The organism is Pseudoalteromonas sp. G5_S1_54_S4 (genome assembly GCF_054968565.1).
Genome location: NZ_JBQKUL010000027.1, coordinates 47,343 through 53,942, shown reverse-complemented (window position 1 = coordinate 53,942; position 6,600 = coordinate 47,343). Strand labels below are relative to the sequence as shown.

The window sequence follows — 6,600 nt, the reverse complement described above, 5'->3', positions numbered from 1 at the left end:
AACCTTTAACCTTTAACCTTTAACCTTTAACCTTTAACCTTTAACCTTTAACCTTTAACCTTTAACCTTTAACCTTTAACCTTTAACCTTTAACCCTAACTTTTTAACTTCTTCTTTTCTAAAGCAATTATTACTATGATCGTTAACCATTCCACAGGCCTGCATGTAGGCATACACTGTGGTTGGGCCTAAAAACTTAAAACCGCGCTTTTTTAAATCTTTTGCAAATAACGTCGATGCCTCAGTAACTGCAGGGTAATCCGCAAGCGTCTCTAAATCGTTTACCTGAGGTTTATTACCAACAAATCGCCACTGATAATCACTAAAACTGCCAAACTCTTCTTGAATAGTAATAAAGCATTTTGCGTTATTAATTGTTGCGACAATTTTTAAGCGGTTGCGAACTATGCCCGCATTTTGCATTAATTTTTCTATATCGTGTTCAGTAAAGGCCGCTACTTTGTGTACATCAAAGTTTGCAAAGGCGTTTTTATAATTCTCACGCTTTTTTAATATGGTATACCAGCTGAGTCCTGCTTGTGCCGATTCTAATGTTAAAAACTCAAAAAGTAGTTGATCGTCATACACAGGGACGCCCCATTCATGATCATGATATTCTACATAGTCAGGTTTTGTTGTATCTAACCATGGACAGCGATACTGAGCTTCTTCTTTCATGCTTATTCCTTAGCGCGTCATTTTTACGGCACGTATTTTAACTGTTTAAATTGTTGATATTATAAGGAAATAATTTTGGTACATATTGTGCATTATCCAGTGTATCTACATTATTTTAGAGAGTTGATTATGGCCCTTGCAAGTGTGCTAAAACCTCAGTTTATTTCTGCTAATCAGTATAACCCATGTTTACTGCAAGAGGAGTATGTTGGTGAGTTGAGTGATTTGCGTCAACAAGCAAGTTGGCTCTCTCATCTGGTTGATACCATGCCTGCGGGCGTGATTGTACTTGATGGTAAAGGAATGATCGCTAAGGCAAACCAAATAGCTATCGATATGCTCGGCGAGCCATTAGAAGGAGAGAAGTGGTTTAGCGTTATTCAGCGCTCATTTCGTCCTCATCAAGATGATGGTCATGAAGTGTCGTTAAAAGATGGACGCTTAATAAAGCTCGATATTACTGCACTCGCGCCTGAGCCTGGGCAACTTATACTAATGACCGATTTAACCGAAACCCGACGCTTACAAAAGCGAGTCGCGCATATGCAGCGTTTAAGTGCCTTAGGTAAAATGGTGGCGTCTTTGGCTCATCAAGTACGCACACCGTTATCAGCGGCTATGTTGTATGCTGCAAATTTAGGCTCAAAACGCTTACCCGAAGCTTCTCGCGGCAGTTTTCATACTAAATTAATGTCACGTTTAAAAGATTTAGAAACCCAAGTAAACGACATGCTGTTATTTGCTAAAAGTGGTGATCAGCAAGTTGTTGAGCAAGTGTCGATGCAACAGCTACTAAGTGAAGTTAAAGCCGGTGCCGATGCTATGGTAGCGCTCAATGATAGCGAATTAAATGTGAGCTTACCTGAACCCGATATTGAAATTATGGGTAACAAAACAGCATTGGCAAGCGCAATTCAAAACCTAATTCATAATAGTATTCAAGTCATTGGCAGTGGTGCACAAGTACATCTTAGTGCTTTGCGTGATACGCAAGACCCTGATTATGTCCGCATTAGTGTTAGTGATAATGGCCCTGGGATTGACTTAGCGCAAAGCGAAAAAATATTTGAACCCTTTTATACCACTAAAAGTCAAGGTACTGGTTTAGGACTTGCCGTTGTAAGTTCAGTGGCCAGTGCACATCAGGGACGTGTTGAAGCAAACAACAACCCACAAGGGGGAGCAATTTTTAGTATGTTGCTACCTATTAGTGTCACATCTAAATTAGGGGAGTCACAATGAGTAACACTATTTTAGTTGTAGAAGATGACGCCGGACTTCGTGAAGCATTAATTGATACGCTTGAAATGTCAGGTATAGCCTGTATGGCCGCCAATAGTGCCGAGCAAGCCATGGTGCTACTAAAAAAAGAAGCATTTTCATTGGTGGTCAGTGATGTACAAATGGGCGCAATGAGCGGCTTGGATTTATTACGTAGTATTAAATTAAATTACCCTGATTTACCCGTACTAATGATGACGGCCTACGCCACTATTGATGATGCTGTAGAGGCTATGCGTTTAGGCGCGATTGATTATATGGCTAAGCCATTTGCACCAGAAGTGCTATTGAATATGGTGAGTCGTTACTTACCAGAAAAAGAAAAAGAAACAGACGGGCCCATTGTCGCCGATCCTAGTAGTATTCAATTACTCGAACTTGCTAATAAAGTTGCTCGTTCAGATGCCAGTGTGATGGTGCTTGGGCCAAGTGGCTCTGGTAAAGAAGTACTGGCGCGTTATATTCATGACAAATCAAAACGCTGTAATGAACCGTTTGTTGCGATTAACTGTGCTGCTATTCCTGAAAATATGCTCGAAGCCACTTTATTTGGTTATGAGAAAGGCGCGTTTACCGGTGCTATTCAAGCTTGCCCTGGTAAGTTTGAACAAGCACAGGGCGGTACTATTTTACTTGATGAAATCACCGAAATGGATTTAGGCCTGCAAGCCAAGCTGTTACGTGTACTACAAGAGCGTGAAGTTGAGCGTTTAGGTGGTCGTAAAACCATTGCACTGGATGTACGTGTGCTTGCCACAAGTAACCGAGAGTTAAAAGAAGCGGTTGCTGAAAACCAGTTCCGCGAAGATTTATACTATCGACTCAATGTTTTCCCACTGCTGTGGCGACCACTGTGTGAGCGCCCAGGGGACATTATAGTGTTGGCTAAACATTTGATTGAACGTCACTTAAGTAAAAGCAAAGAGCCAATGGCGTATTTAGATAGCAGTGCAGAGCAAAAACTGCTTAGCCATAGCTGGCCCGGTAACGTACGCGAACTAGATAACGTTATTCAGCGAGCATTAATTTTACGCAGTGGGAATAGTATTGATGAGCATGCTATTTTTATCGAAAATCTAGCTCCAACGCATTTTGTGGCAGAAACTAAAGCTGACATTGAGCCTGTAAAAAGTAGTCTCAGTAACGCTTATTATGATGAAAAAGCAGCGCCTGCAGATGAGCAAAAAAATGATTTGTTAGCCGTCGATACTGGTAGTTACAAAGATGAGCTTAAAGATAAAGAACATCGTATTATTTTAGAAACCTTGGCACGCTGCCAAGGAAAACGTAAAGAGGTCGCCGAAACCTTAGGTATTAGCCCGCGTACTTTACGCTACAAATTAGCACAAATGCGTGATTTAGGTATTTCCCTCCCAGCATAACCCCCATAAGCCCTAAGTTCAATCACTTGAATTTAGGGCTGTCAAAACTCTGACTGCTTAATTATTTTACTTAAAGCGTTGTTTTAATTGATTTTAATTTTTGGCATGTTTTGTGCTTTATTCTCTTTAAGAGTTTACTGCATTATCAGAGACAATTATGAAAATTCAAAACAGTGCTTTATTTCAAGAAATGCAATCAATGGCTGCAGAGGCCACACGTAGTAATCAAGTTAATAACTTGCCAACGCAAGTGCAATCAACCTCTACAGCACAGTTTGGTGACATGTTGAGTAATGCCCTTAATACAGTGCATGAACTTCAGCAAGACGCAGGGCAAAAAGTAAAAGCGGTAGAGAATGGCGACAGAAGCGTGTCACTTGCCGAGGCTATGATTGCTTCGCAAAAGTCTTCTGTGGCATTTGAAGCTACGGTACAGGTTCGTAATAAGCTTGTTGAGTCTTATAAAGAAATTATGAACATGCCTGTTTAATTAGGTAGTGGAGAATTATTGTGGCGCAATCTAATCAATCTACAGATCTGGCACTTGCTGATGGCATGATGGAGCAAAGTGAAAACGAAGATCAACAAGAGCAAAAATCAGGCTATTTCAGTGCCCTTGGCGGTGTTGATGTTTTACGTCAAATTACCCTGATTGTTGCATTAGCTATTTGTTTAGCCATTGCTATTTTCGTTATTATTTGGGCTCGTCAGCCAGATATGCGCCCTTTAGGTAAAATGCAAACTGAAGAGTTAATAGAAACACTCGACTTTTTAGATGCACAAAAAATTGACTACCAACTTGATGGCAATGTGGTCTCGGTGGATGAAACTGAATATCAAAATATCAAGTTATTGATGACCCGTGAAGGTTTAGATCAAGGGCCTACATCAGGTAGCGACATTATTATGCAAGACATGGGGTTTGGGGTAAGCCAACGTTTAGAACGTGAGCGCCTTAAACATGGCCGTGAGCAACAACTTGCCCGTACTATAGAAGAGCTAAATAATGTTACTCGCGCCAAAGTATTGTTAGCTATTCCCAAAGAAAATGTATTTGCCCGTAGAGAGAAAAAACCCTCTGCGACTGTTGTACTTACTCTTAAACGCGGTCGCTCTCTAGATGGCGAAGAAGTTGACTCGGTTGTTGATATGATAGCTTCAGCGGTACAAGGGCTTGAGCCTTCGCGCGTTACTGTGACCGATCAAAATGGTCGTTTATTAAATTCAGGCTCGCAAACCTCTTTAGCTGCACGCTCGCGTAAAGAATACGATATAGAACGTAAACGTGAGCAAGAATACCTAGAAAAAATCGACAGTATTTTGATCCCCGTGGTTGGATTAGGTAATTACACCGCACAAGTAGATTTAAGTATGGACTTTAGTGCGGTAGAAGAAACACAAAAACGTTACAACCCAGATTTACCTGCGGTAAGAAGTGAAACGACCTTTGAAGAAAATAATATTGGTGGCCTAGCGGTTGGTATTCCAGGCGCGCTGACTAATCAGCCACCAGTTAACTCAACTATTCCTGAAGATGCGATGGCGGGCGGTGCAGGCACTGCAACCTCACCGAGTAGAACTCACAAAGAAGCCACTCGTAACTATGAACTCGATACCACTATTTCACATAAGCGTCAGCAAACTGGAGTGATCCGCAGAATAAGCGTCTCTGTTGCGGTTGATTACCTGCCTACGGTGGGTGAAAATGGTGAAACAACTATGACGCCACGCTCGGTTGAAGCCCTGTCAAATATTCGTCGCTTGTTACAAGGTGGCGTAGGCTTTGATATGCAACGTGGCGATGCACTTGAAGTAGTGACCGTACCATTTGTTCGTGAAGACTCAGCGCTTGATTTTGAGTTGCCTTTATGGGAACAAGATTGGTTTATGAAAATGATGCGCTTAGTATTAGGTGCACTGGTTATTATTGTACTGATTTTAGCTGTCGTTAAACCTATGCTTAAACGCTTAATCTACCCAGATAATACACTTGAAGAATACGATGAAGATTCTCTTAGTTCAGGTGTTGATCTTGGTGACAGCACATTAGATATGCTAAATAATGACTTTGATTCTGCTTCTGTTGGCTTCTCAAGCGATGGTACACTACGCTTACCAGACCTACACGGCGACGAAGACTTACTCAAAGCGGTTCGTGCCCTTGTAGCCAATGAACCAGAACTATCATCACAAGTAGTGAAAGCGTGGTTAACAGAAGATGACTGATCAAGAACAAAAACAACTACCTCAAGCGTTTGATGTTGATAAACTTGATGGTGTAGATAAAGCCGCGATATTATTGCTGAGCTTAACTGAAGAAGATGCAGCGCAAATCCTAAAGCACTTAGAGCCAAAACAAGTGCAAAAGGTCGGTATGGCCATGGCGGCAATCGATGATTTGTCGCAAGCTAAAATTAGCGCGGTTCATAATTTATTTATTGAACAAATTCAAAGCTTTAGTACGATAGGTTTTCAGTCTGAAGACTTCATCAAAAAAGCACTTACAGCCGCATTAGGTGAAGATAAAGCCGCCAGCTTGATAGACCAAATAGTGATGGGTTCAGGCGCTAAAGGCCTTGATTCATTAAAATGGATGGACTCTAAACAGGTGGCTAACATTATTCGTAATGAGCATCCACAAATTCAAACAATTGTTCTCTCTTACCTAGAGCCTGAACAGTCGGCTGAAATTTTAGCGCAATTTCCTGAAAAAGTGCGCCTCGATTTAACCATGCGTATTGCTAATTTAGAAGAAGTACAACCGGCAGCATTGCAAGAATTGAATGAAATTATGGAAAAACAATTTGCCGGTCAAGCGGGTGCACAAGCTGCGAAAATGGGTGGCTTAAAAGCTGCGGCAGATATCATGAACTACCTCGATACCAATGTTGAAGGGCAGTTAATGGATTCAATCCGTGAGCATGACGAAGAAATGTCGCAACAAATTCAAGACTTAATGTTTGTCTTCGAAAACTTAATGGATGTAGACGACAGAGGCATTCAAGCAATCCTGCGTGAAGTGCCGCAAGATGTATTAATGAAAGCCATTAAAGGGACCGACGATGCCCTTAAAGAGAAAATTTTGGGTAACATGTCAAAACGTGCCGCTGAAATGCTCGCTGATGATTTAGAAGCTATGGCTCCTGTGCGCATTAGTGAAGTAGAAGCGGCGCAAAAAGAAATTTTATCAACAGCACGTCGCCTTTCTGATTCAGGTGAAATTATGCTTGGTGGTGGCGGTGGTGAGGAGTTCTTATAA

At 41.4% G+C, this 6,600-nt stretch carries 6 protein-coding genes; 5 read left to right on the top strand and 1 reads right to left on the bottom strand.

Annotated features, from left to right (window positions below):
* Window positions 1-75: 75 nt before the first annotated feature.
* Window positions 76-678: a DNA-3-methyladenine glycosylase I gene (locus ACTRWE_RS11630; protein WP_096038657.1), complete on the bottom strand. Its 603-nt coding sequence runs from the start codon at window positions 676-678 to the stop codon at window positions 76-78.
* 129 nt (window positions 679-807) lie between these two features.
* On the opposite strand from ACTRWE_RS11630, the gene ACTRWE_RS11625 reads away from it, so the two are divergent.
* From ACTRWE_RS11625 to fliG, 5 genes are all read left to right on the top strand, one after another.
* Entirely contained in the window at window positions 808-1,920 is a 1,113-nt protein-coding gene (locus ACTRWE_RS11625; RefSeq protein WP_008112173.1) for a sensor histidine kinase, read from the top strand.
* Entirely contained in the window at window positions 1,917-3,341 is a 1,425-nt protein-coding gene (locus tag ACTRWE_RS11620; protein WP_008112175.1) for a sigma-54-dependent transcriptional regulator, read from the top strand. The genes ACTRWE_RS11625 and ACTRWE_RS11620 overlap by 4 nt, the downstream gene beginning before the upstream one ends.
* A 157-nt stretch (window positions 3,342-3,498) precedes the next feature.
* The gene (gene fliE, locus ACTRWE_RS11615) at window positions 3,499-3,831 is read left to right on the top strand and encodes a flagellar hook-basal body complex protein FliE (RefSeq protein ID WP_008112177.1); all 333 of its coding nucleotides are present in this window, start codon (window positions 3,499-3,501) and stop codon (window positions 3,829-3,831) included.
* Window positions 3,832-3,851: 20 nt separating this feature from the next.
* A complete protein-coding gene (gene fliF, locus ACTRWE_RS11610) occupies window positions 3,852-5,567 on the top strand; it encodes a flagellar basal-body MS-ring/collar protein FliF (RefSeq protein WP_008112179.1) in 1,716 nt (571 codons plus the stop codon).
* Window positions 5,560-6,600 (top strand): flagellar motor switch protein FliG, encoded by a 1,041-nt coding sequence (gene fliG, locus ACTRWE_RS11605; RefSeq protein ID WP_013465559.1) that lies wholly within the window; start codon window positions 5,560-5,562, stop codon window positions 6,598-6,600. Before fliF ends, fliG begins: the two co-directional genes overlap by 8 nt.